At 49.4% G+C, this 23705-nt stretch carries 23 protein-coding genes; 5 read left to right on the forward strand and 18 right to left on the reverse strand.

The window, feature by feature from the left end:
* Positions 1-45: 45 nt before the first annotated feature.
* On the reverse strand, positions 46-336 hold the full coding sequence (locus tag MHH48_RS21685; RefSeq protein ID WP_144023436.1) for a hypothetical protein: 291 nt from the start codon (positions 334-336) through the stop codon (positions 46-48).
* Positions 337-583: 247 nt separating this feature from the next.
* Between MHH48_RS21685 and MHH48_RS21690 the strand changes: the two genes are divergently transcribed.
* The 3 genes from MHH48_RS21690 to MHH48_RS21700 are packed head-to-tail and all read left to right on the forward strand — an operon-like array spanning position 584 to position 1803.
* A complete protein-coding gene (locus MHH48_RS21690; RefSeq protein ID WP_076321970.1) occupies positions 584-922 on the forward strand; it encodes a DUF1801 domain-containing protein in 339 nt (112 codons plus the stop codon).
* 23 nt (positions 923-945) lie between these two features.
* Complete coding sequence (locus MHH48_RS21695; RefSeq protein ID WP_076321971.1) at positions 946-1263, forward strand: metalloregulator ArsR/SmtB family transcription factor; 318 nt, start codon at positions 946-948, stop codon at positions 1261-1263.
* A 33-nt stretch (positions 1264-1296) separates the two neighbouring features.
* Positions 1297-1803, forward strand: coding sequence for an SRPBCC domain-containing protein (locus MHH48_RS21700; RefSeq protein ID WP_076321972.1), 507 nt, complete (start codon positions 1297-1299; stop codon positions 1801-1803).
* A 295-nt stretch (positions 1804-2098) separates the two neighbouring features.
* Here the strand turns inward: MHH48_RS21700 and MHH48_RS21705 are convergent, their stop codons facing one another.
* From MHH48_RS21705 to hxlA, 3 genes are all read right to left on the reverse strand, one after another.
* Complete coding sequence (locus MHH48_RS21705) at positions 2099-2518, reverse strand: helix-turn-helix domain-containing protein (protein WP_076321973.1); 420 nt, start codon at positions 2516-2518, stop codon at positions 2099-2101.
* Between the two features lie 80 nt (positions 2519-2598).
* Positions 2599-3162 carry a 6-phospho-3-hexuloisomerase gene (hxlB, locus tag MHH48_RS21710; RefSeq protein WP_076321974.1) on the reverse strand — a complete coding sequence of 188 codons (564 nt, stop codon included), beginning with the start codon at positions 3160-3162 and terminating at the stop codon, positions 2599-2601.
* Positions 3163-3168: 6 nt separating this feature from the next.
* Positions 3169-3801, reverse strand: a complete 633-nt coding sequence (gene hxlA, locus MHH48_RS21715) for a 3-hexulose-6-phosphate synthase (protein WP_076321975.1) — start codon at positions 3799-3801, stop codon at positions 3169-3171.
* Positions 3802-4195: 394 nt separating this feature from the next.
* Between hxlA and MHH48_RS21720 the strand changes: the two genes are divergently transcribed.
* A complete protein-coding gene (locus MHH48_RS21720; RefSeq protein WP_076321976.1) occupies positions 4196-4741 on the forward strand; it encodes an AAA family ATPase in 546 nt (181 codons plus the stop codon).
* 223 nt (positions 4742-4964) lie between these two features.
* On the opposite strand, the gene MHH48_RS21725 is transcribed toward MHH48_RS21720, so the two are convergent.
* From MHH48_RS21725 to MHH48_RS21775, 11 genes are all read right to left on the reverse strand, one after another.
* Positions 4965-5993, reverse strand: coding sequence for an ABC transporter substrate-binding protein (locus tag MHH48_RS21725; protein WP_076322190.1), 1029 nt, complete (start codon positions 5991-5993; stop codon positions 4965-4967).
* A 108-nt stretch (positions 5994-6101) separates the two neighbouring features.
* A complete protein-coding gene (locus MHH48_RS21730) occupies positions 6102-7070 on the reverse strand; it encodes an ABC transporter permease (protein ID WP_076321977.1) in 969 nt (322 codons plus the stop codon).
* Positions 7071-7104: 34 nt separating this feature from the next.
* Positions 7105-8604 (reverse strand): sugar ABC transporter ATP-binding protein, encoded by a 1500-nt coding sequence (locus tag MHH48_RS21735; protein ID WP_076321978.1) that lies wholly within the window; start codon positions 8602-8604, stop codon positions 7105-7107.
* 133 nt (positions 8605-8737) lie between these two features.
* Positions 8738-9718 carry a substrate-binding domain-containing protein gene (locus MHH48_RS21740; protein ID WP_076321979.1) on the reverse strand — a complete coding sequence of 327 codons (981 nt, stop codon included), beginning with the start codon at positions 9716-9718 and terminating at the stop codon, positions 8738-8740.
* A complete protein-coding gene (locus tag MHH48_RS21745) occupies positions 9715-11511 on the reverse strand; it encodes a sensor histidine kinase (protein ID WP_076321980.1) in 1797 nt (598 codons plus the stop codon). Before MHH48_RS21745 ends, MHH48_RS21740 begins: the two co-directional genes overlap by 4 nt.
* Entirely contained in the window at positions 11508-13127 is a 1620-nt protein-coding gene (locus MHH48_RS21750) for a response regulator transcription factor (protein WP_076321981.1), read from the reverse strand. Before MHH48_RS21750 ends, MHH48_RS21745 begins: the two co-directional genes overlap by 4 nt.
* A 119-nt stretch (positions 13128-13246) precedes the next feature.
* A complete protein-coding gene (locus tag MHH48_RS21755; protein ID WP_076321982.1) occupies positions 13247-13789 on the reverse strand; it encodes an NAD(P)H-dependent oxidoreductase in 543 nt (180 codons plus the stop codon).
* Between the two features lie 103 nt (positions 13790-13892).
* Positions 13893-15605, reverse strand: a complete 1713-nt coding sequence (locus MHH48_RS21760) for a hypothetical protein (protein ID WP_076321983.1) — start codon at positions 15603-15605, stop codon at positions 13893-13895.
* Entirely contained in the window at positions 15602-16162 is a 561-nt protein-coding gene (locus MHH48_RS21765; RefSeq protein ID WP_076321984.1) for an NADPH-dependent FMN reductase, read from the reverse strand. Before MHH48_RS21765 ends, MHH48_RS21760 begins: the two co-directional genes overlap by 4 nt.
* 179 nt (positions 16163-16341) lie before the next feature.
* The gene (locus MHH48_RS21770; protein ID WP_076321985.1) at positions 16342-17007 is read right to left on the reverse strand and encodes a response regulator transcription factor; all 666 of its coding nucleotides are present in this window, start codon (positions 17005-17007) and stop codon (positions 16342-16344) included.
* Positions 17004-18701, reverse strand: coding sequence for a GAF domain-containing sensor histidine kinase (locus MHH48_RS21775; protein ID WP_076321986.1), 1698 nt, complete (start codon positions 18699-18701; stop codon positions 17004-17006). The genes MHH48_RS21770 and MHH48_RS21775 overlap by 4 nt, the downstream gene beginning before the upstream one ends.
* Before the next feature lie 439 nt (positions 18702-19140).
* On the opposite strand from MHH48_RS21775, the gene MHH48_RS21780 reads away from it, so the two are divergent.
* Positions 19141-19422, forward strand: coding sequence for a CD3324 family protein (locus tag MHH48_RS21780; RefSeq protein ID WP_006211013.1), 282 nt, complete (start codon positions 19141-19143; stop codon positions 19420-19422).
* Positions 19423-19565: 143 nt separating this feature from the next.
* On the opposite strand, the gene MHH48_RS21785 is transcribed toward MHH48_RS21780, so the two are convergent.
* The 3 genes from MHH48_RS21785 to MHH48_RS21795 form a co-directional block, all read right to left on the reverse strand.
* Positions 19566-20102, reverse strand: coding sequence for a hypothetical protein (locus MHH48_RS21785; protein ID WP_076321987.1), 537 nt, complete (start codon positions 20100-20102; stop codon positions 19566-19568).
* A 20-nt stretch (positions 20103-20122) separates the two neighbouring features.
* Positions 20123-21619, reverse strand: coding sequence for an amidase family protein (locus MHH48_RS21790; RefSeq protein ID WP_076321988.1), 1497 nt, complete (start codon positions 21617-21619; stop codon positions 20123-20125).
* Positions 21620-21899: 280 nt separating this feature from the next.
* Positions 21900-23678 (reverse strand): ABC transporter ATP-binding protein, encoded by a 1779-nt coding sequence (locus MHH48_RS21795; RefSeq protein ID WP_076322191.1) that lies wholly within the window; start codon positions 23676-23678, stop codon positions 21900-21902.
* Positions 23679-23705 lie beyond the last annotated feature (27 nt).

Here is a 23705-nt window from a genome sequence, read left to right on the forward strand (position 1 = left end):
ATGGTCAAGTGTCACTAATCGTTTGTATACATAATATGAATTATCTCAAGACGAAAAGGAGAAATTCGATGAATCAACAAAACTATAACCTTCAAGAAACTCAACAAAGAGAACCTCAGCCTTATCATCATGGTCATGGTCATGGTCACGGTCATGAGCATCACCCCCATTTTCATCCATATAGTTCTCCATCTGGCCATCATATGATCCATCATCATCACCATCACCACTATCACCATCACTACCAAATGAGGAGAGAAGAAGAGCAGTATTAAAAATTAATAACGAAAAACGTAAGGCGAGAAGATCTACGCCACGGTTGCATGTCGCGTTCATGCAGCCGTGCGTGTCATTCTCGCCTTTTCTATGCTTACATCGTATCACGGTAAAACTGTCATGTGGTGCTCATCATACGGTTAAACTACTCTCGAATTGTGCTCACTTTATTGTCAAATTACGTTCAGCTACTAACCCTTTGAGGAAAGGCAAGATTCATTTCCAAATATTCCTTTACAAGAATATTCTCATCATGGTATATTGTAACCAATCGTTGGTTAATATTCACAAGTAAGGAGGGCAAGATATGAGCCAAGAAGTAATTTCGTTCATCGAAAACCTTAATTTGCCTTGGCAAGTAGACGTCAGCAAAAAGCTTCGGCACATGGTCCAAGAAGCAATTCCGGAAGTAGAAGAACGGATTCAGTACAAAAAGCCACATTTTCTAAAGAACGGACAGTATGCAGCTGTAATTTCACCATCAAAAGATGCAATTGCCTTTATGATCATGAACACAACAAATCTAGAAGTCCCCAAAAATTTCGATGGTCCACCCGAACGAAAATGGCTTAAAATTCGAGAAGATGATACTCCAGACTATGAGCTACTAGCAGAACTTTTAGTTCAAGCATCGAGTTCGTTGTAATAACAAGATAGGGGTAAGGTCATATGAAACAGACAACTTTGAACGCACTAGCCGAACCTAACCGATTGCAGATAGTCGAACTATTACGAGACGGTCCCTTAACTGTCGGTCAGGTTGCTGATCGCCTTAAAATCCGGCAGCCGCAGACTTCCAAACATTTAAAGATATTGCATGAAGCAGGATTGGTAGAAGTTCAGGCAGAGGCTAATCGACGGATATATAGACTACGACCTGAACCGCTACAAGAGATGGACGAATGGTTGGAATCGTTCCGCGGTATTTGGGAACAGCGCTTAGATCAACTTGAGGATTATTTAGACAAATTACAAAAGAAAGGGTAGCAGCCGCAACCTTTCATATTAGGAGGAATTCAAATGACCGAGCAAAGCAAAAGTGGCTTACTTCTAACCCGTGTTTTCAATGCCCCTCGAGAACTGGTTTTTAAAGTTTGGACAGATCCAGAACACTTCGGTAAATGGTGGGGTCATCAAGGGTTTTCACTAGATGTTATTAGAATGGATGTACGTCCAGGTGGTATGTTCTTAGGTTGTCAGAAGTCGCCAGATGGTACCCAGGCCATGTGGGGAAAATTTGTATATCAAGAAGTCATAGTTCCTGAAAAACTGGTATTCATCCAATCATTCTCAGATGAGGAAGGTAACACGATACGTGCACCTTTTAACGCACACTGGCCGCTTGAAATTATGAATATCATCACACTTGAAGAAACCGATGGAAAAACTACTCTGACTATGCAGGGTGGCCCTGTCAACGCAACTGCAGAAGAACAAGCAGCTTTTGATGAAATGGCTCCAATGGTGAAACAGGGATTTGGCGGTACATTTGACCAACTCGCTGAATACCTTGAAAGCCAGCAATAAATACATTGATCAAGGAAGCGCAAACCAGCGGCGGCGAACCTATTTGTTCGCCGCTTTTTAATTCTTCAGAACTCAGCGTCATCTTGCTCGAAAACCCCCTTAAGTTTAAGGGGGTTTTCCATACTATCAGCGCCTTAATTATTTTACAACGAATCGTTCTGTCACCAGATCCTGCCAAAAAAACAACAAGTTTCCTTGTAAAAGTAACCCGGGCAAATGTATGAATCCGCTGATTACAGCACGATGCATTTGTGACGACCGCGTTGCCCATGCATTCGTATACATTTTCGTGAAATTACAGCTTCTGGGCAACTGCTTGTTCCGTTGCCTGTTCATCGTCTTTATCCTCAGGCTTCTCATCGTCTTTCCAGATGACCTGTTCGCCGTAATCTTTTCCCCAATCGTACATCAATTTCAAGATCGGCATAAGACTCTCCCCGTAGGGCGTGAGCGAATATTCGACCCGAGGCGGAACCTCGGGGTAAACAACACGATGGACCAGTTGATCTTCCTCCAATTCGCGGAGCTGATTGGTCAGCATTTTTTGCGTGATATGAGGAATCATTCGATTTAGCTCACCGAAGCGTTTAACGCCCTCTAAACCAAGATGCCATAGGATGATCAGCTTCCATTTGCCGCCGATGACCGCCAGGGTTAACTCTTTATGGCAGTTTATTTCCTTTAGATTGATTCGCTGTTTGACTTCACTTGCCATAATGCATCCCCCCTTCTTCCCTACAGTATACAACGGTCGCGGTTATATCAACAAAGTGGAAAATATCACGTGACAGCACCCTACTCCAAATTGGCGTGCAGGCCAAACATTTGGTCCGAGTGGAGCTCACTCTTCTCCATCAATCTCAGGATGACCGCATCCAGCACGATCAGCATCGTCTGTTCAAATAAAGAGGCCATCGGTTGAACAGTGACGAGTGTATCTTGATTCTGATCCTTGGTGCTTCCGGGGAGCTGAACGATCGCATCGGAAAGCTCTCCGATACGTGATTCGGGCTTCACCGTTACGACTGCTATGGCTGATCCGATATCCTTGGCTTTTCGGGCCATAGACACCAAGCTTTGCGTTTCGCCTGAACCTGAACCGATAACAAGCAAGTCACGAGCTCCGATCGCCGGCGTTACCGTTTCACCGACGATATGAACCTTATATCCCATCTGCATTAACCTCATGGCAAAAGCCCGGATCATCAGACCGGATCTGCCGCCCCCTGCCAAGAAGATGGCGTCGGATTGCGCGATCCGTTCAATCAATCCCTCGACCTGGGCAGCATCGACCTGCTGTACGGATTCCGATATCTCCTTGGCAATGACTGCTGCATGTTGAAATATGTTATTGCTCATTGTGACTTAAGCCTGCTTCACAAGTTGGTTCATTTGAGCTGCTGCGGCCTTCTTGTCGGTTTGGCTTGTAATTCCGCCGCCGACGATCACGAGATCGGGATTCGCTTGGATCACCTCAGAGAGCGTCTCCATTTTGATGCCCCCCGCAACGGCGGTCTTCGCATGTTTAACGACACGTTTGATCGCCGCCAATTCCTCGAATGAGTTTTTACCTTCCGCCTGGTGGTCATAGCCGGAATGAACGCAAATGTAATCCACGCCAAAAGCGTCAATCTCCCGTGCTCTTCCTTCAATGTCCTTTACGTTGATCATATCCACCATGACCTGCTTGCCTTGCTTGAAGGCCTCCGCCACCGCGCCTTTGATCGTGGAATCGTCGGATACGCCCAGCACCGTAATAATATCCGCACCGGCTTCGGATGCCTTCATCACTTCATAACCGCCCGCATCCATAATTTTAAGGTCGGCCAGCACACGCAAATGCGGGAACTCCTCTTTAATCGCTTTTACGGCATGAAGCCCTTCATTAATGACAACGGGCGTTCCGATCTCCACGATATCGATAAACTCGGCTACTTCAGCCACCACTTGTTTTGCTTCTGGAATATTCACCAAATCCAATGCTAATTGAAGTTCCATATTGTTAATCTCTCCTTATGAATGTATTGTTTAATGACTACACGATCATTGTAGAGCGACAGTTTACATTACGGAAGTACGTACTTATAAGTGAGATACTTACGTGGAAGTAAGTAATATGGAGGGACAAAGGGTTAGTTGCTTCATTTTTTTCTGTTAAGCATGCTGTCTCAATGCGGCTGGTAAAAAACAATTAAGCTAGTTTGTTCACTTTCGACTGACATCCGGCTGTGGTTTAATATAATTGTCAGGCCGGACAAAATGATCGGAAAGGAGGCTGAACGAATTGATTCAGAATATGGAGGTGGCATCCGCATAAGCGGGTGTCACGTTTAGGGGAGCCCCATATAGGGCTCCCCTTCATTTGCAATCCTATAAAATTGGAGGAAACGCGATGTCATATTTACGTCAACCAGCCGTTATCGTCGTCACTGGCGTCATGGCCTCTGGTAAGTCGACGATAGCCCAGCTGCTAGCGGAGAAGTTTGAACGCGGGGTCCATTTGCGAGGGGACTCGTTTCGGAAAATGATAGTCAGGGGCAGAGAAGAAATGCTTCCGGATGCTTCGCTTGAGGCGGAGAGGCAGCTCGCATTACGGTATCAGCTATCCGCCTCCGCTGCCAGAACCTATGCTGAAGCCGGTTTTCATGTCGTTCTGCAGGACGTCATTCTCGGCCCGGCGCTGCACCAAATAACCGAAATGCTAAACGGCCTTCCTGTTTTCGTCGTTGTGTTAAACCCATCCGAGAATGCCATTAGCGCACGAGAGCAGATACGTGACAAAAAAGGCTACGGGGTATGGACCATCCACGAGCTGAACCGGCGGTTGACTATCGAAACGCCAAGGATCGGCCTGTGGCTGGATACCTCCGATTTTTCTCCTGAGGAGACCGCCCAAGAGATTTGGAAACGGATTTGGGATGAGGGGAAAATCCGTTAACATATACTCGGTAGCATTCATGACGAGACTTCCTGGTAAAAAACAATTAAGCCTGTTTGTTCACTTTCGACTGACATCCGGCTGTGGTTAAATATAGTTGTCAGGCCGGACAAAATGATCGGAAGGGAGGCTGAACGAATTGATTCAGAATATGGAGGTGGCATCTGCGTAAGCGGATGTCACGTTTAGGGGAGCCCCATATAGGGCTCCCCTTCATTTCATCTTACTCGTAAATCACGGCTTTGATCTCGTCGCTATCGATATTGTTTTTGTCGTACCAGTAGAATCCCGTATCGATCTGTGGTTCAACTTTCTCCCCTTTGATGGCCGCCACAGCGGCTTTTACCGTCTCGTATCCGATGCCGACCGGATTTTGCGTGATGGCTCCCGCCATTGTCCCGTTCTTGATTGCGTCAATCTGTGCTTTTCCGGAATCGAATCCGACCACGATGATCTGACCTTCCTTTTTCATCTCCGTTACTGCGTTAATGACGCCAACCGCAGAACCTTCATTCGCCCCGAATATCCCTTTCAAATCCGGATGCGCCTGCATCATCGCCTTGGCCAGGTCTGTCGATTTCAGGTGATCCCCGCCTCCATACTGGATGTCAACGATTTCGATATTCGGGTACTTCTCTTCGATCTGCTTCTTAAAGCCGTCGCGGCGGCTAACCCCCGTTACGCTGGTCTGGTCATGGACCACCATCGCGATTTTGCCTTCATTTCCGATGAGCTCCGCCATTTTGTCTGCCGCAAGCGCGGATGCAGCCATATTGTCCGTCGATGCCGTCGTGACCGGAATGTCGCTTTCCACGCCCGAATCGAAGGCGATGACAGGGATGTTGTTTTCCTGGGCTTTTTTCAGATAAGGTATGGAGGCCTGGCTATCCAATGCGGCAAAGCCGATCGCGCTTGGTTTCTTATCAAGTGCAGCCTGCAGCATTTCGATCTGCTTATCCACCTGGGATTCCGTCTCCGGTCCTTCAAAGGTAATCTTTACGCCAAGCTCTTCCCCAGCTTGCTCAGCACCGGCTTTTACCGCCTGCCAGAATTGGTGCTGAAAGCCTTTGGAAATGATCGGGATGTAGATTTCTCCTTCGGCTGCAGAACTGGAACCTGAACCCGATCCGCCCTCGCTTGGACTGTCGGTTCCTCCGGCAGCGTTATTGCTCGATGAACCGCAAGCCGCCAGCATACTTGCAGTCAGCATGAGAATCAGAGCCAATACGGATAGCTTTTTCATAATCTTCATCTCCCCTTGTTTATCAAAATAGTACATCTATAGAACTTCCATCCAAGGAAGCTTCTAACCCGTTAACATTCGGCTAACTTAGCGCGGAACGCAGCTCTAACAGAGGGCTTACGCTTTGCGTCTGCGCAAAATATCCGCATACACCGCGAGTATGATAACGAACCCTACGACAACGGTTTGCCACTCCTGCGGCACGGACAGAATGCGTAATCCATTCGTCAGCACACTCATGATCAAAGCTCCGATCACGGTACCGATGATGGTCCCCTTCCCCCCGCTGAGCGAAGTTCCCCCGATCACGACCGCCGCAATGGCTTCCAGCTCATACCCGGCACCCAGGGCCGGATTGGCCGAGTTCAGCCTCGATGCCATCATGACACCGGCCAGGCCGGTAAAAGCGCCGGTTAGGGTGTAAATGACGATTTTCCAGAAGCCCACATGGACGCCGGACAATCGGGTCGCCTCCTCGTTGCTGCCCAGTGCAAAGTTATACCGGCCGATAATGGTCTTCGATAAGATGAGGTAACCCACAACCGCCGCAATGAAGAAAATAACGACCGCATTCGGAATATCAAGGCCCGGTATCAACCAGCCCAGCACACTGCCTTGGGACACCTCGGCAAAGCTTTCCGCGTCGTTGAAATAGACCGGCTTGGCTCCGGAGATAATCAGTGCCAGTCCTTTGGCAATCATCATCATCGCCAGCGTTGCGATAAAAGGCGGGATCTTCATCTTCGCCACCGCCGTTCCGGACAGAAGCCCGCACAGCGCCCCCGTTAAGATGCCGCCAAGGATGCCGACAGGTACCGGTAATCCCCAGAAGGTGATGCATACGCCGGTCATAACACCGCTCAGCGTCATGACCGTCCCGACGGACAGATCAATGCCGCCGGTAATGATGACAAAGGTGGATCCCAAGGCCAGCACGCCAATTACCGCGGTCGAGAGAAGGATGCCCACGATATTGGAGAACTGGAAGAAATTGCTGGATGAGAACGTAAAGAATAGAATGAGAACGACCAAGCTGGCTAGAGCCAGCACTTGCTGCAGCGCACCCGATTTGATTTGAATGTTCATCTGCTTATTCCTCCTGACGTGTATGGATAACGGCTTACATTCTCACTGTAGCCAGATGCATAATGCTTTCTTGGGTCGCCTCTTCATGTTCCAGCTCGCCTGTAATCCGGCCTTCACACATCACGAGAATCCGATGACTCATTCGAAGGATTTCAGGCAGCTCCGACGAGATCATGATGATCGATTTGCCCTGTGCCGTAAGATCGTTCAGCAAACGGTAGATTTCGCTCTTGGCCCCTACATCGATCCCGCGCGTCGGTTCGTCGAAGATCAGAATGTCGCAATCGCGGGTCAGCCATTTGCCGATGACGACTTTCTGCTGATTGCCGCCAGAGAGGTACTTTACTTCCTGGTCCACATGTGGTGTTTTGACCTTCAATCGCGATACTATTTCCTCTGCCTGCTCGCGAATCCTGGCCGTACTCATCCAGCCCCCGGGACGCACGAAGTTACCGTATGACGCAATAGCCACATTGCTCTTCACATCCAGATCGACGACGCATCCATAGCGCTTACGATCCTCGGATAGATAGCCGATCCCTTGCCGCACCGCATCGTGGGGGCCCTTGATCGTTATCTTGCGGCCATGAACGTGGATCTCGCCGGATTGAATGCGGTCGGCACCGAAGATCGCCCGGGCAAGCTCGGTCCGCCCCGCGCCAACCAGCCCTGCAATGCCAAGGATTTCTCCCTTTTTCAGAGTGAAGTTAATGTCCTTCAAAGTTCGACCTTGATTCAGTCCTTTAACCTCCAATACCGTCTCACGTTCACCTGCGCTCCTCTCCGGCTTCGAGGTCTCGTAGATTTGCCGGCCAACCATCTTGGAAATAATGTCCTGAGTGGTAACTTCAGCTGTGGATACCGTATCGATGTACTGTCCGTCACGCATGACCGTAATGCGATCCGTAATTCGCTTGATCTCATCCATCCGGTGGGAAATGTAAACGATTCCAACTCCGCCTTCGCGAAGCTGGCGAATGATGCGGAATAAATCCTCAATCTCGGTTTCGCTTAAAGCCGCAGTAGGCTCATCCATGACCAGCACGTCGGCGCTATAAGACAATGCCTTGGCAATCTCCACCATCTGCTGCTTGGCAACCGTTAGTTCCGAAACCTTGATGGATGGGTCCATGTCCAGTCCCATCCGCTCGAACAGTTCCTTCACTTGTCGGTTTAGCGCATGCTCATCCAGAAACAATCGGAGCTTTCGCCGCGGCTCCCGCCCGATGAATATATTCTGAGCAACTGTCAGATCGGGCGCCAAGTTCAATTCCTGATGGATCATGCTGATCCCCACGTCTTGTGCCGCTTTCGGATTCGTTAACTCCACGGGCTGCCCCTTGTACGTGATCGTTCCTGCATCCTTCTGGTATACGCCGGTCAAGATTTTCATCATGGTTGATTTGCCAGCACCGTTCTCACCCATAAGCGCATGAACCTCACCGCGCAGCAGTTCAAATCGGCAGTTATTTAATGCAAGCACGCCCGGAAATCCCTTCGTGATTCCTTCCATCTGTATCAATACTTCGCTCAAAACCCCTCACCTCTCAAGCTGGCACCTTTTATGAATCATTGTACAAAGCGTTCCCCTTGCGGAGGAATGGAATATTCTCTGATCGATGTTGAATAATCTATGATCTGTTAACAGGACCCCATAAAGGAAGAAGCTACTCTTCCACAAAGGGAAAGAGCAGCTTCTGGTTCTCCTCGGTATACATATTGTCTTTGTTGATGACTACGGAATCGGTGTACACGTTGCGTGACACCTTGTCTCCTTCGATGATGGATACGGCTGTTTTGATGCCTAAATAGCCGATGTTGAAGGGTTTCTGAACGATCGTGGCTTGCAGGACTCCCTCTTCGAGCAGCTTGACTTCCTTCACCGAGCTATCGAATCCGACCAGCTTGACCTTGCCCCCCAGCCCCAGTTCTCGAATCGCTCTGCCTGCCCCCACCGTAGAAGGCTCATTCAGTCCCACGATTCCATTCAGGTCAGGCCTCTCCAGCAGCAGCTTCTTCGTGATTTCATAGGCTCTCTCCTCCTTGCCTTCGCTATAGTAAGTGCCCACAATTTCCGTGCCGCTGCGCGACTCCAAAATACTTCGGACCCCTTGTTCCCTCTCGATCTGCGTCGAGGTCCCCTGTACGAAACTGACGATAGCAACCTTGGCATCTGCCGGGAGTAATGAAGAGAGATCTCTGCCTGCCTTCTGTCCAGCATTCACATTGTCGGTCGCGATCAAGCTCTGCGCATAATCACCGTTAACGGCGGAATCAATCATAATTAGCGGGATGTCAGCCTTACGAATGGACTCTGCTACGGGAACAAGGCGGTTATAATCTCCGGCGGCCATGACAATCGCATCCGGCTTCTGTTTGATGGCTTCCTCCAGCAATTGGATCTGCAAGTCCACTTCGATTTCCTGGGTGGGTCCTACCACCGAGACATCCACACCGAATTCACGAGAAGCCGTGTTCACCCCTTCAATCAGTACCCGCCAGAATTCAATTTCATCCAGTGCTTTAACACCCACGATGATCTTCTTGGCACCAGGCTCTGCCTTGGACCATTGAAAGGCGACATAACCCAGGATTAGCACCGAAATCAGCAGCAGTAAAATATATCGCAGTCTCATGTACGACTTCATGGCACATCCCCCTCCAAGCTCCGCCATTCCTCCGGATGAACAGCTGGAATGAGCACCTTTACGCATGTCCCCGATCCGGGCTCGCTCGTATAGCTAAGGCCATATTCCGCTCCAAAATATAACTGAATCCGCTGGTGGACGTTCGCAATCCCAACGCTGTTTCTCGATGGGTTGCCTTCTTTGGACGTTAGCAGAGTCTCAACCTTGGACTGATCCATGCCGATGCCGTCATCCCTGACTTGAAACTCGATCCGGTTATGTTGAAACTTCCCTGTAATCGTGATCGTTCCCGGACCTTCCTTGTTCTTGATGCCATGATAAATGGCATTCTCCACCAGCGGCTGCAGCAGCACCTTCAATGTCAGATACGGGTAAAGTTCGCGATCGATATCCAGGGCAAAACGGATTTTGTCCTGGTATCGCATTTGTTGTATTTTTAAATAATTCGTTATATGTTCCACCTCGGTAGCAATCGGTATCATCTCCCTCCCTTTGCTGAGCGAAGCTCGAAACAACCTTGCTAAAGCCGATGTCATCAGAATCACCTCATCATGCTTCTTGCTCTCGGCCATCCATATGATGGAATCCAGCGTATTATAGAGAAAATGGGGATTGATTTGGGCTTGCAGGGCATTCAGCTCGCTTTTCCTCTTAATTTCCTGCTCTACCACGATCTGATCCATCAATTCCTTAACCTTCAGCACCATCACGTTGAAGCTGCGGGCCAGGCCGGAGATTTCCCTGGAATGCCCCACGGGAACCCGGATATCGAAATTCCCCTTCTCCACTTCCATCATTTTCTCTTGGAGTTTCTTGATGGGACGCGTCAGGTTCCGGGAGATGACAACGGAGAACAGCACGCCCACGCCAAGACATAACAACCCCGCTATGGCAAAAGAAAGCTGCATTTGCTTCTTATTGTCCACCAGCTCATTCTCATAAAAAACGCCAACGATTTTCCAGCCGAAATCCGTATCCTTGATGCTGTATATCCGGCTTGCCCCGCCCTCCTTCACGACAAATCCCCCTTGCTTGTCCGAAATGACCTGCTCTAATCTCTCCGTCTTCAAATTGCTGTAGAGCAGCTGCTGCTGCGGGTGATACACAATCCGGCCTTGACGGTCAATCACAAACACGTAACCCCGGTTCCCCAGATCCAGCTTGCTGAGCATATCGTTAATCACCTTGAAGTTGAGATCGATCAACAGAATGCCCAGCCCATTCGAAGGATTCACGCCTCTGAGCTCGCGGCTCAGTGATACGACCCAGCGGTACTCTCCCTTGATGACCGGCTGTACATGGGACGAGGAGATCACTGTCTGTCCCTTGTTTTCCTTCGCCTGCCGATACCAGGGCTGCTCCGATAACGCAATATAGGGATTCAGTTCGGCGTCCGCCCGATCGGAGATAAAGGTGTCGCCGGCTCCAAAAATATTAATCGACGCAATATCTTTGCGCGAAACCCGAATCGAGTGGAAATATTCCGATATCTTCGCTTTCAATATAGCCAGTTCCGCAGGCTGCAGTTCATCGGCCGAGGCCAGATATTCTCTGACGTTCGGATTGTTCATCGCTGCGAGCGAGATGTCCTTCATGCCCGTAATGTAGGTTTGGATATTTGCATTCACTTGATTGATCAGCTCGGAGGTATAACTCTCCGCCGTTTCGCGAACAGCCGATTCGGACAGCCGATAGGAGATGAAGATCAGCAGCAGCGCCGTAAACAGCACTAACATCACGAAGGAGCTGGCAATGCGGGACTGAATGGTTTTGATTCGCTGCGGTGCCTTCATGGCCTTACCTCGTCTGACACCATTTTATTTCGGTACTCGGTCGGGGTATCTCCGGTATGTTTCTTAAATAGCACGCTAAAATATTGTGGATCCTGATAACCGGTCTTTGCCGCAATTTCATAGGTTTTCATCGAGGAATGCTTCAGCAGTTCCTTTGCTTTTTCCATACGGACTTCCGTTACGTATTCAACGAAGGTTCTCCCGGTATGCGTTTTGAACAGAGCGCTGAAGTAACTCGTGCTTATGAAGATCCGGCTGCACACGGTCTTAATCGATAACTCCGGATCCTCGTAATGTCGTTGGATGAAATCGACCGCCTCCAGCATCTGGGAGCGGGTCAAGTCCTTTCTCGTCTTGGCAACGTCCCTTAGCGCCTGCTCGCACACCTCGTTTAACCAATGCTCAATCTCATCCAAGGACCGAAAAGAATGTAGATCGGATAGCAGACTTTTCTCTTTGCCGATCAACTCGTTCTCATTGCAGCCGATTTCCATCAAAGTTTGAAGAACCGCAAGCATCACTCGTACGATCCGCACATAACAGAGCTCGATCGAAATTGAAGCGCTTCCAAGTTCGCTGATCAACCGCCGGATGCACGTCTTCACTTCGGAGTCCGTACCGGCCCGGATCGCGGAGATTAGCGCTGACTCGGTTTCGATCCCATCCAGGAGAGGAGCGTCCCCCCGCTTTTCAAGATCCGTGATATGGACCACCTGATCGCGGCCGATCAGGAGCCGGTATTCCAATGCAGCCTCCGAAGCCCTGCAGGAATATCGGATGTCCTGAAGCTCACGGCAAATCGTTCCGATGCCCAGCGTGACCGTGAATTTCATGAACTGTTTCGTAGATCCGCGAATTCCCTCCGCCAGCTCCTGCGCCCGAGCGTGCAGCTCCTCCTCGCCAAAGCCCGACAGAATGGCCATAACCTTGTTCTCCTTGTACCGAAAAACGGCTGCACCGGGCTCACCCGCCAATAATTCCTGCATGATATTGTATAAGGCAAAAGCATACAGCTCATTATCGACGTGCTGTTCATCCGAACGAAGCTCATCCCTATCCACTGCTATTGCGATATAAAGCGGCCCCGGAAGCGGAATATCAAAGTAAATCAGCTTGCTCTCGATCTCGGATCGCTTCATCGGCGATGACGCCAGTCGTTCGAGAAATCGTTCCTTAAGCAAGACCAAGCTCTCATTCAACTGATATTTGAGCCTCTTCAAGTGCTCCGTACGTCCGTGTTCCTCATCCATCTCCAGCTTAAGTTTATCAAGCATCTCCCTTAATTCCGCCGAGGTAACCGGTTTCATAATAAAATCCGTGACCTGCAGCTTCACCGCCTGCTGGGCATATTCGAAATCGTCAAACCCGGTCAGAATGATGATCTTCGTCTTAGGAAAACGTTCCGTAATATGGCGGGACAATTCCAGGCCATCCATGTACGGCATGTTGATGTCCGTTAACACCACATCAGGTGGTTGGCGGGTGACAGCCTCCAATGCATCCCTGCCGTTCTCACAACCTCCGATGCATTCAAAGCCATGGTCCGCCCACTGAATCTGGTTTCGAATCCCTTCCCTTACAATCGGTTCGTCATCCACAATAAGAATCGTATACAATCAAAGCCTCCCCCGTTCATAAGCAAATCCCATTTGCTTAGGTTCTATCGTGTTACGAGGTGAATATACAGGAAAAGCCCTTTGGCAAGCAACTGCCAAAGGGCTCCATGACTTCATATTTATTTGCGGGTGTTCATCCATGTAATGAAATTGTTCACCACAATATCGAGGAAACCGATGGTTGGCTCATGGATTAACTTGCCAGCCTCATCCATCTTCTCGTGTACCGCGCCGATGTATACTTCATTGTTCGGAAGCAGCGGCGAAGTAATGCCGACAGAAAACAGAATATCCCGGAGATGCTCTTGAGCGCGAACCGTTCCAAGCTGTCCCATCGACGCCCCCATAATCCATGAAGGCTTCCCGTTCATGACCTTATCAACGCGCGATAACCAATCGAGCGCGTTCTTGAGCACGCCCGGTATGGAGTAATTATACTCCGGCGTAATCCACAATACCGCATCAGCGGCTGCTATCCGCTCCTTGAAATCCTTGACGACCGCAGGCGGATCCAATTCAATGTCTTGATCGTAAAACGGAAGATCGCGAAGCCCCAAGATTTCAAACGTGATCTGATCCGAGTACCGCTGCTTCAAATATTCCGCCAGTTTCATATTGTACGACTCTTTTCTAATGCTTCCTACAACGATTGCTACTTTCATGATACCCTCCAGTTCTATGCCTTCTTAGCACATTACATTCTATTATTGACAACTAATTTTTAGCCTATCACCATATTTTACCACTGTCAAAATGTCCTTTGTCCTACTTCATCAACGAGAGCAGCTTACACACATCGCGCTCCATATATTCTCTTTGTTCAGGCGGCGCATATTGGAGCAGAGTCAGTGCGGCATAAGGCACTTTGATGGCATGGGGATCTTCATACCGTTTACTCCAATAGGCCGAATCCGTAATCGAAGCTTCATCTGCAGCCTCAACTCTCTGATTCGATAGCGCTTGTGGCTTTAAACGGTTGAGTTTTATTTGCAGCCGGTGATTGTTTTGACCAAGCTTAGCAAGCTGGGCATAACCGAGCCGTTCCAGCTCAATCAATGCGTGGGCGTGGGTAATGCCATGCTCAAGCTCACCTGCAAAAAAGTAGTACTTCCCTTCAACGTGTTGATCCGGCAGCACATGATCCAACTCGGATAAAGCACGAATGGCCAGATCGGATGCATTCCGGTACGGCGGTATTTCCGAGAGTGAGATCTCCGATCGATCCAGTTTCGTATAATCATCAATTCCGTAATACCTGGCAAGCTTGTGTTCAACTGCTGCATCTTCCATCAGCTTAAGTAAACCTCGCACGATAGACGGCGTCAGTAAGTCCGGACGCTCACGCAATGCTTTCAGTCCCAAGACGGCCAGGGTTACCCCGTGTCCGGAGGTACTCAGATTCGTCAGGTTAGGCAGCAGTCCTTCAATAAATCGATTCATTAATTCAGGCTGCGCAGGTTCGGGAGGATAGGGTTCGAACCAATCTTCATGCTGACTGCGCAAGTGCCAGCAATTGGAAGCCAACCCCTGCAGTACATCTTGCGGCAGATCAAACTCCTTCTGCATGTAATAAGCCGCCAAATACGCTCCGCCAACATGTCCTTCAAACCAGCCAATCTCGCCGCCGCGGCTCAAGGCTGTAAGACCATCCTCCAAATACCGGTCACTAATGGCCGAATTCACCTCCTTCCCTTCAATTGCACTTGGCAGATTCAGCCTGGCTGCAATGTCTTTAGGAAAGCTTGTGATCTTTAGTCGGATGCTGTAACCATACATTCTAAAATGCAAACCATCCTCGGTATCCGAAACCATCATCCGCCGATCCAGAGTGGATCGAACCCGGTCCAGGAACCGTTCGTCGGTTACTCCATAAGTTATCTCCAGGGATGGTGCCAGCGCATACATCGAAATCGGAATCCATTTGCGCTTTGTTGATACAACAACGGCATGGGCTGTTCCTCCAATGACAAAAGCGAATTGCTCCGACTCCTTGGCGATCGTTAAACCGAGCGTCTTCTGCATCCATAATCTTGCGGCAATCGGATCCTCCACAGGTAATCCCACCTCCCGCAAATACAGGACGCCATAGGTGCCGTTCGGCGCCAGTACCCCTTCCTTCAGATCATCGTGCGCGATAAACTCAAGCAAGTTTCCATCGCCATCCTTGAAGTACACATTCACGCCGGAATCAAACCGCTCAACCACTTCACCATCAGGCCATTTCAATAAAGGCATCTGCACTGCGAGCTTCTGGATCATGGATTCAAACTGGGAATAAGGCACTTCAAACGCGATATGGGCAGGAGCTATAGATTCATACGCTTCTTCAAAAGCGAGTGTGAAATCCGGTGTAGGCTGGAATACGATCTCAACCTCGCTTTCGCTTGCAATCGGGAAATGAAGCAGTCCGTTGTAAAATTGTTTCACACCCTGAATGGAGACCGTTTTTAATTTCAATCCGGCAAAATGAGTGATCATGAGGTTTCAACCTCCTCTTTACCGCTGACCTTCTTTACCAGCTCCATAAAGATGGATAGCGCCTCTTTAGCCCGATAATCCAGCACAATCGTGCCTTCTGCCGCTTCGGATTCGTAAATGGTCCGCTGAGAACCGCCAATGGAGATCCATTCCGGACTATTAATTCCGTGCAAATTGCGTATGGTAGCTTGCATTTGCTGCAGTGAACTCACACCGACCGCCCCTCCCGCCGAGCTTACCGATAACACCGGTTTACCTGAGAAATGCATCTGTCCCAAATGATCCAAGGCGTTCTTCAAAACTCCACTCATTCCTCCGTGGTACTCCGGTGTCGTCAATATAATTCCATCCGCTTCCATTAACAGACGCTGCAGTTCGCGCACGCCAGCATGGCGGTTGAATATGTCGTCTGGTGAATAGAACGGGAGCTGTGTCTCATACAAGTTAAACAGCTTCACCTCCACAAACAACGTATTCATTTGGGCTTCCAAGGCTTTAGCCAGAACGGTGCTTGTTGCTTCCTTACTATTGCTGCCAGCTATAATCACAATCTTCATGGTACTGCCTCCCTTATGGATATCGAATGTTTTGTTAAGTCCATTGTAGAGGAGGCAAGCCATGGAAATCGTCAACATTTAGAGTGATTTTACGAGCAAAAGCTCTCATGCCTTCGGCTGAGAGCTTCTACAACTATAGTCTTAGATATGATCGTTATGTACGCTAAATACAGCAATCCTTATACGATTCCATGCTTGAGTGCATAAATGGCCGCCTGTGTCCGGTCGGCAACCCCCAGCTTATCGAGCAGATGGCTGACATGGGTTTTAACCGTCTTCTCGGTGATGTAAAGCGCTTCGCTGATTTCCCTGTTGTTCATGCCCGATGCAATCAGCTGCAGTACCTCCTGCTCCCGGCGGGTTAGTTTATCCAACTGTGCTGCCTGTTCCTGATGGCCGGACCCGCTGGTCTCATCTGCTCCCGCCGGCGATGTAACATGCGTCATGAGCAGCCCTGCCGCATCCGGATGCAGTTCAACTTGGCCTTCATACACGCGCCTGATGGCAGCCACCAGATCCTCAGGCTCAATATCCTTAAGAAGATAGCCGCGTGCGCCTGCCCGAATGGCTGGCAGAACATGGTCATAATCGATAAACGAGGTCAGCACGATGACTTTAATATGAGGCTGTTCCTTTTTTAACCGTGCGGTCGTATCAATTCCATTGAGGATTGGCATATTCAGATCCATTAATACGACATCGGGATTTAGATGTTTGGCCGTTTCCAACGTCTCCTCGCCATTCACGGCTTCACCAACCATCTCGATATCCGGCTGCGTAGCCAGAAAAACCTGCAATCCCCGGCGTACCATGGCATGATCGTCAGCGATCAACAATCGTATCATCCGTTATCCCCCTTCTCTGTTGATCTCACCCTTAAGGGCAGCGAAACCTCAATGATAGTTCCCTCTCTGTACACACTGAATAGACGGAATTGTCCTCCGAGCGATTCGGCTCGTTCCCGCATGCTCGACAACCCAATCGAATGCCGTGTCAGCTCGTTCAATCGTTGCTTGGTAATCCCGCGGCCATGATCTTCGATCCGAAGTTCAACTTCATTTTCCTGTAGAGTTAATGCGACCGTTACTTCCTTCGTATCTGCATGCTTGCTTACATTGTTCAGCGCCTCTTGACCGATCCTCCACAAGGCTTCTTCCACGATCCGGGGCAGGTCCTGTATTCCGCTGGTATGTGAACTTACATGAAGCTTCAATCGTTCGCCGTATTGTTTAAGGCCTGTCATAAGCCCTTCTTCAAGTCCGGGTGGGCGAAGCTGCATGATCAGTTCCCGCATTTCCTTAAGCGCGCTTTGTGATAAGAACTGTATATCATGGATGGTGTCCTGCAGCATGCTTTTCCGCTCATGCTGCTCCGCGGCAAGCATTCCCCCCACCCCCTTGGACATCATGACTAACGAGAACAGGGTTTGACTTACCGAGTCGTGCAGGTCTCGGGCTAGACGATTTCTTTCATCCATTCTTGCGAGCTCCCGTCGGTTCTCCTCCAGACGGATGCGCTGAAGGGTCATGCCGATATGTTCAGCCAGTGCCTCGAGCACCTCCATATCCGCCCGATACGCACCCCCATAATGATCGTAGCCTATCAAAAGCAGTCCAAAAGAGGTATCTTCCGCAGCCGCCAGCGGAACCGCAACCGCTCGGGTGATGGAGGCTATCCATCCCTGTTCAACCAATAAATCCGCAAGCCGCTGTGCGTCTTCGGTACTGACCGGATCCGCAGAGACCTTTCCCTTGCCAGAACGGGTTCGTGCGGTTTCAGGAAGTGGAAATTGAGCATGGGGCAGCGTTGTCTGACCTCCGCTATATAGGGCACGCAGTGTCATATCGTTACCGATAGGCTCCAGTAATGCGGCGACCGGCCAGTCAAAGTAACGTCCCATTAAACTCATGACTTGCTTCGTTAATTCGGCCCGGTTAACCGCCTGGGAAGCATAAGCACCGAGAGCACTGCTATATTCCCCAAGCCGGGCAAACAAATCCGCGCGGCGCTGCTCAGCTGCGTACAGCCGCATGCGCTCAATGGCGCTGCCGATTTGGTAGGCTACCGATTCCAGCAGTGCCAGTTCCTCTTTGGTAAAATGCAGCTTCCCGGGTGCAGCCACATTCAGTACGCCGAACCTGCGGCTGCCGGATCGAAGTGGAACGGTTGCATGGTGGGTTATGCCCTCTGTATCCCCCCATTGATACCGAACGGCGTTATCCAGTCGTTTGCAATTCAAAATGTTCACTGCATTTTTCAGACGTCCGTCATCGTAACGCTCCAGGCACCAGCAGCTGCCGCATCTCATGGGTTCGTTATCATCCCGGCTCAGGGCAGGCGGCAAATTCCGGCTGGCTACGAATTCATGCGTTCCCCGATCTTCCACCAGGAACAGCCAGCCGGTCGTAAGTCCCGTTAGCTCCAGCAGCTTGGCAATAACAACGTCCAACATGGGAGCAAGCTCATTGGACTCGTTCAACGTTTCTGCGATCGTTTTCAGCGTAATTAACTCCTGAATATGCGGATCGTGATTGGACATACACGAAAGCTCCTTCTTTTTTTTTGCATTCTGAAGTAACTATATTATATAATCCTGTCACACACCATCAAAATCCCCTATGAGCCCTTCGGCTTTTCACAGATCATTCACCCCATGAATTTTGGTAAAAAACAATTAATATTGTTTTATCTCTTGCAAATTTCCACCTACATATGGCTTAATATAGAAGTCGGGGCCGACGAAATGAGCTGAAAGGAGGCTGATTGCAATGATTCAGATCCGTGAGGTGGTATTCGCGTAAAGCGAATATCCGTTAAATGGGAGCCCGCTGCGGGCTCCCTATATCTATTTTTAAATCCAAAAATCTAAAAACCCAAAAAAACCAATATCACGAAAGGAGGAGGGCAAGCATGATCAATGCAATTGTTTTGAAACTCAACGATAGCTTAAATATGTATACAGAAAGAGGAGGGCATCGATGGGCCATTACAAGAACGGAAGAGAAGTGCTTCCCCCCGAGCTGCTGCAGCAAATTCAACAGTATATAGATGGAGAATTACTCTACATACCGAAACAGAGCGAGCAAAGAGCCGGCTGGGGAGAGTTAAGCGGTTCCAAACAACGCATCGAAAGTCGAAATAAAGAAATGTATCGCGCTTACTGCAAAGGACGGTCCATTGAGGAATTGGAACGGACCTACTTCCTGTCTGGAGAAAGCGTGCGCAAGATCATTAGTAAACTTACCCGCGTAGGGACCTGAATCGATGAGATTTAATGGTCTGCATACGGATTAACATAGGACTGTTCCCCTGGGGCGCAGTCCTTTTCATTTTATATGAATGTTACTACACAATAAAAAATGCCCGACTGTAGGCGAATCTACAGCCGGGCATTTTTTATACCCTAGTGATCTTCCCGCTTCTCCCCCGCGATATCCCAACGATGGCGAAATTTCTCCAATCGCGGATGAAGCTGCGGCGGCTCGGACAAGAGGATGAGCCTCAGCTTCACAATCCATTCCTCGAATGAAGAAAAAGATGCAAACACATTGGCCATCTCAGGTGTCAGTATAAGAAAATGGGGACTTCCGAATTTCTCTACCAGATGACGAAGCGCGGTATCGATCGGCGTGTATTTTTTCCGTTTCGACTCGAAGGGTTCAATCACAACCGATGATCCTTCATGCTCCTCTATCCATTCCTGAAGCTGTTTCTCCCGCTTGTAATAAGGGCTAACCGGCTCCTTGAACATCCGCCTGGCCGTCTCTTCATGCAGCGGATACAGCACCAATTTTACAAATGACCGTTCTTCTAAAATGGCAGCAGCCTGCTCCAAATCCTTCTGGATCTGCTCGAAGAGATCGTAGAATATTAAGGTCCCTTTGGTTGTCGGCTTCGGGGGCTCGTAACCGTAAGGAACATACTCCAAATTACGCGGCATGATGGAACTTCACCTCTCTTTTACTCTGATGACTGGGATGAAAGCTTTGGTGGAACCCGATGCTGGGTAGCCTGCTCAAAGCCGTAAGCTAATTGGATCAGTACGGGCTCGCTATATGCCGTCCCGATGAACGTAATGCCCTGTGGTCCCTTCGTAATATAGCCTCCAGGTGCAATGACGCCATTCTCGGCATAACCGCCGGGAACGGTAACCGATGGATACCCTGCCCGGGCAGCCAAATCTGGTCCATATTCATTACCCAGAAACAGCAGGGCGTCCAGCTGATATGTCTGCAGAACATGGTCAATCCCTCTCGTTCCCGCCATTTCTTTATTCTTCTGCTTGCTCTCAAGATACTCTGCTTCGGTTAGCGTACCGCTCGTCTCCTCGGCCCAAATCAATGTCCCCTGTCCATATTTCAAGGCAGCATCGGCGTGTGCCTCATTATAAGCGATAACTTCAGCCAACGAATGAACCGGCAGAGACGCGTCTAGGTTCGCCAAATAATCATTGACATATTTCTTGAACTCATAGCGAAGGACATTGGCATCCCACTTGGTATCCTGGCAAGGCAGCTCCACCGGATCAATAATAGTGGCTCCTTGATCCCGCAGCACTTCAATGGCGGACTCTACAATATTTAGTCTATCCCGATCCAGGTGCTTATAGTAGTATCGGGGAATCCCGATTCGAGCTTTCTTCAAATAACTCGAATCCAGAAACTTCGTGTAGTCCTCCACCCTTTTTTGGGGATCGATCATGGTCACTTCGTCCAAATCATCGGTTCCCGCGATCGCGCTAAGCAGAATTGCGGCATCTTCCACCGTTCTGGTCATCGGACCGGCCGTATCCTGCGTATGGGTGATGGGTATAATACCTGACCGGCTTACCAGTCCGATCGTCGGCTTAATGCCAACCAGACTGTTCTGGCTGGAAGGGCTGATAATCGATCCGGATGTTTCCGTCCCGATGGCCGCTGCAGCCAAATTCGCCGCCACCGCAGCACCGGAGCCTGAGCTTGAACCTCCAATGAACATTTCGCCAGGGCCGTATGGATTTAACGTAAGTCCATGTCTTGATGAGTATCCGGCCCACATCGTCGATGACATGAAATTCGCCCACTCGGTCATATTGCTCTTACCCAAAATAACAGCACCCGCCTTACGCAGCTTAGCTGCAATAAAAGAGTCTTTCGTGGCAAACAAATCCGCAAGGGCGATGGAGCCGGCGCTCGTATGCAGCCGATCCCCGGTATCGATATTGTCTTTGAGCAGGATGGGAATCCCGTGCAGCAATCCTCTTGCTCCCTGGTCTTTGCGCTCCCGATCCAACTCCCCGGCAATTTGCAGCGCTTCAGGGTTCACTTCAAGAACCGAACGGAGAATTCCATCGTATAACCCGATCCGCTCCAGATACAATTGAACCAGCTGTACAGAAGTCATCCAACCCTTTGCCATCGCCTGCTGCATATCCGAAATGCTTGCTTCCACAATCCATGTTTTTTTATCCATGATCATATATAGTCCCCCTGACTTATCTTACTGACCTTACGGTAGGTGATGGGGATTAATGTTTCATATTTTTGCCTCCAGTCGAGTCGGTTATATCCTTATTTAATTCGGAATTCAGGAACAAAATTCCTCTTATTATGCATAATCCAAGCGGTACCTGTATGTTCCGTCTCCCCTGTTCTCTGCTTGTTATCTCTTCATCTCGAACGAAACACAAAACGCGGACCAAGAATAGTTCTTGATCCGCTCCTGTCCCCATTCGAAATCTTCAACTTAAGGTACGATTCTACCGATACCATTGAGCCTGCTTGTTGAACATCTCGGCATAGTGGGCACCCTGCTCAATTAACTCCTCATGTCTTCCCTCTTCGACGATTCTCCCATCCTTGAGAACGAGAATGCGGTCCGCATGTCTGCAGCTCCCCAATCGGTGGGATATGAATATGGCAGTTTTGCCATCGGTCATGGACATCAGATTCTCGAAGATGGCGGATTCCGTCAACGGGTCTACAGCTGCTGTCGGCTCGTCCAGATAAATCACTTCGAAATCCCGATAGAACGCCCGGGCGATCGCTACCTTCTGCCATTGGCCCTGAGACAGTTCACGCCCTCCCGAGAAACGCGTTCCAAGCTGGGTTGTAACACCATCCTGCAGCGAATCCGCAAGTGAGGTCATCGATGCCTTTTCCATGGCATCGTTCAATTGACGATGCGCTTGACGATCATCCGGATCAATCTCCTGCAGCGCTATGTTGGCCTCAAGGGTCAATTCATATCGGTAAAAATCTTGAAAGACCGCCGTTACTCTACTGCGAAAGCTCGCAGGATCATAATCCTGTATCGGGACGCCGTCATAACGCACGACGCCATGCGTCGGTTCATACAGTCCCAGCATAACTTTAACGAGGGTGCTCTTCCCCGCACCGTTCTCGCCGACAATCGCGACCTTCTCTCCGGGCTTGATGCGAATCGTCAAATCCTCAAGAACAGGTTGTTCCTGATTCGGATATCGAAACGTTACGCCTTCCACATCGATTCCTTCCCGTAAAGGCGTGTCCATCGGCAGGGCTTGATCCGTTTGCGGAACCGGCGTATCCAGAAATTCAAACAGTTCGTGGATGAACAAGCCATCATGATAGATTTGCCCGATGTTCTGACTGATGTTTTGTATGGAATAACGTGTGTCCTGTACCGCTTGATAGAGCGCGACATAGCTGCCAATGGTTAGTTTGACGCGGGAACCGATCCATATGAATACAGCTAAAATACTAAAAGAAAAAATCGTGACGGCCGATTCCACGATCAGGCGATTCTTCATATTTTTCCGTTCGACGCCCAGCATTTCATACGTATTCTTGAAATAGATGCCCCGCCATTTGTTCAATAAGTAGTCTTTAGCATGAAACAGCCGGATTTCCTTGGCCGCTTCCTTCGTCTGCAGCAGCTGGTTCATATACGCCGCCATCCTGGATGAAGCGGTCTGCTGATGGATCACCACGAATCGGGAAGTGCCCTCTTTCTTCTGGATGATCAGCAGTGGTATGATCAGAAGCAGCATGACAATAGGCAATATGTAATGAAAGCTAAACAATAGAATGAGCAAACCGACCAGCGTAATGACGCTCTGTGCAATCGAGAACATGTAGAACACCATGTTAATACCGCATATATTCAGATTGCGCAGAGCCCGCTGCAGCTTGTCATAGCTTTCTGGAGATTCAAAGAATACGAACGGAAGCTTGCTTAACTTCTCAGATACCTGAAGGTTAAACCAGAAGGAGACATAAGCATTCATCTTTCGCTCGGTATACTTTTGAAGGGAAGCCAGCACAATGCCAATCAGCATAGCCATCAGTTGAAGAACCAGCCAATATAATGCGTTGATTGGAGCTTCGCCCCGGGTCAGAACGCCGGTAATGGTGTTTATGACTTGAGCTGTAACGTAAATCTGTGCTACAGGTAGAAAAGCTTGGAGTAAATATATCATCGTAGATCTAGTAAACATGCGTGGTGAGACATGGTACACCTGCTTCATAACCTCAAACATCAGGTTTGCATATTTCATGTTGTACAACCTTGAGCCTCCTTCGTC

The organism is Paenibacillus sp. FSL F4-0100 (genome assembly GCF_037993005.1).
Classification (GTDB): Bacteria; Bacillota; Bacilli; order Paenibacillales; family Paenibacillaceae; genus Paenibacillus_AQ.

What these genes read in the sequence shown, in the direction of transcription:
- hxlA (WP_076321975.1), bottom strand. Translation starts at nt 3,801, where the DNA reads ATGGAACTTCAATTAGCATTGGATTTGGTGAATATTCCAGAAGCAAAA.
- MHH48_RS21770 (WP_076321985.1), bottom strand. Translation starts at nt 17,007, where the DNA reads ATGATACGATTGTTGATCGCTGACGATCATGCCATGGTACGCCGGGGA.
- MHH48_RS21685 (WP_144023436.1), bottom strand. Translation starts at nt 336, where the DNA reads ATGAACGCGACATGCAACCGTGGCGTAGATCTTCTCGCCTTACGTTTT.
- MHH48_RS21775 (WP_076321986.1), bottom strand. Translation starts at nt 18,701, where the DNA reads ATGTCCAATCACGATCCGCATATTCAGGAGTTAATTACGCTGAAAACG.
- MHH48_RS21730 (WP_076321977.1), bottom strand. Translation starts at nt 7,070, where the DNA reads ATGAACATTCAAATCAAATCGGGTGCGCTGCAGCAAGTGCTGGCTCTA.
- MHH48_RS21755 (WP_076321982.1), bottom strand. Translation starts at nt 13,789, where the DNA reads ATGAAAGTAGCAATCGTTGTAGGAAGCATTAGAAAAGAGTCGTACAAT.
- hxlB (WP_076321974.1), bottom strand. Translation starts at nt 3,162, where the DNA reads ATGAGCAATAACATATTTCAACATGCAGCAGTCATTGCCAAGGAGATA.
- MHH48_RS21790 (WP_076321988.1), bottom strand. Translation starts at nt 21,619, where the DNA reads ATGATCATGGATAAAAAAACATGGATTGTGGAAGCAAGCATTTCGGAT.
- MHH48_RS21785 (WP_076321987.1), bottom strand. Translation starts at nt 20,102, where the DNA reads ATGCCGCGTAATTTGGAGTATGTTCCTTACGGTTACGAGCCCCCGAAG.
- MHH48_RS21725 (WP_076322190.1), bottom strand. Translation starts at nt 5,993, where the DNA reads ATGAAGATTATGAAAAAGCTATCCGTATTGGCTCTGATTCTCATGCTG.
- MHH48_RS21705 (WP_076321973.1), bottom strand. Translation starts at nt 2,518, where the DNA reads ATGGCAAGTGAAGTCAAACAGCGAATCAATCTAAAGGAAATAAACTGC.
- MHH48_RS21720 (WP_076321976.1), top strand. Translation starts at nt 4,196, where the DNA reads ATGTCATATTTACGTCAACCAGCCGTTATCGTCGTCACTGGCGTCATG.
- MHH48_RS21690 (WP_076321970.1), top strand. Translation starts at nt 584, where the DNA reads ATGAGCCAAGAAGTAATTTCGTTCATCGAAAACCTTAATTTGCCTTGG.
- MHH48_RS21795 (WP_076322191.1), bottom strand. Translation starts at nt 23,678, where the DNA reads ATGAAATATGCAAACCTGATGTTTGAGGTTATGAAGCAGGTGTACCAT.
- MHH48_RS21745 (WP_076321980.1), bottom strand. Translation starts at nt 11,511, where the DNA reads ATGAAGGCACCGCAGCGAATCAAAACCATTCAGTCCCGCATTGCCAGC.
- MHH48_RS21760 (WP_076321983.1), bottom strand. Translation starts at nt 15,605, where the DNA reads ATGATCACTCATTTTGCCGGATTGAAATTAAAAACGGTCTCCATTCAG.
- MHH48_RS21740 (WP_076321979.1), bottom strand. Translation starts at nt 9,718, where the DNA reads ATGAAGTCGTACATGAGACTGCGATATATTTTACTGCTGCTGATTTCG.
- MHH48_RS21765 (WP_076321984.1), bottom strand. Translation starts at nt 16,162, where the DNA reads ATGAAGATTGTGATTATAGCTGGCAGCAATAGTAAGGAAGCAACAAGC.
- MHH48_RS21780 (WP_006211013.1), top strand. Translation starts at nt 19,141, where the DNA reads ATGGGCCATTACAAGAACGGAAGAGAAGTGCTTCCCCCCGAGCTGCTG.
- MHH48_RS21700 (WP_076321972.1), top strand. Translation starts at nt 1,297, where the DNA reads ATGACCGAGCAAAGCAAAAGTGGCTTACTTCTAACCCGTGTTTTCAAT.
- MHH48_RS21695 (WP_076321971.1), top strand. Translation starts at nt 946, where the DNA reads ATGAAACAGACAACTTTGAACGCACTAGCCGAACCTAACCGATTGCAG.